The organism is Dellaglioa sp. CoH-57-MRSF-17, assembly GCF_056782015.1.
Genome location: NZ_JBXAXY010000126.1, coordinates 1 through 279, shown reverse-complemented (window position 1 = coordinate 279; position 279 = coordinate 1). Strand labels below are relative to the sequence as shown.

General features: G+C 54.1%; 1 protein-coding gene. It reads left to right on the top strand.

Going from position 1 to position 279, the window contains the following annotated elements; genetic code table 11:
- Positions 1-279, top strand: a 279-nt coding sequence (locus tag AC1RPJ_RS08125) for a hypothetical protein (protein WP_481762900.1), incomplete at both ends; no start/stop codon positions are given.

Sequence of the window (279 nt, the reverse complement as noted above, 5' to 3'; positions counted from 1 at the left end):
CAAGATGGTCGCTGACGAGATTAGGCGAGGTCCCGTCAAGTACGCACGTGACAACGGTATCAGCAACATCTTGCTGCTAGGTGACCAGTATGACGGCCCACGCGCCTCGTACTCTGGACAACGGGAATTGGCGGACGTTGTTCGTGAAAATCCAGACCTCAGGTGGCACGCTATTCTCGGCAACCACGAGATGTATTCTGAGGTTCCAGAAAACGGTCATGCGCTGGAGCTGTTCGATCTGTTCGGACTCCAGAATCTCACGATCTACACGCATCCTAC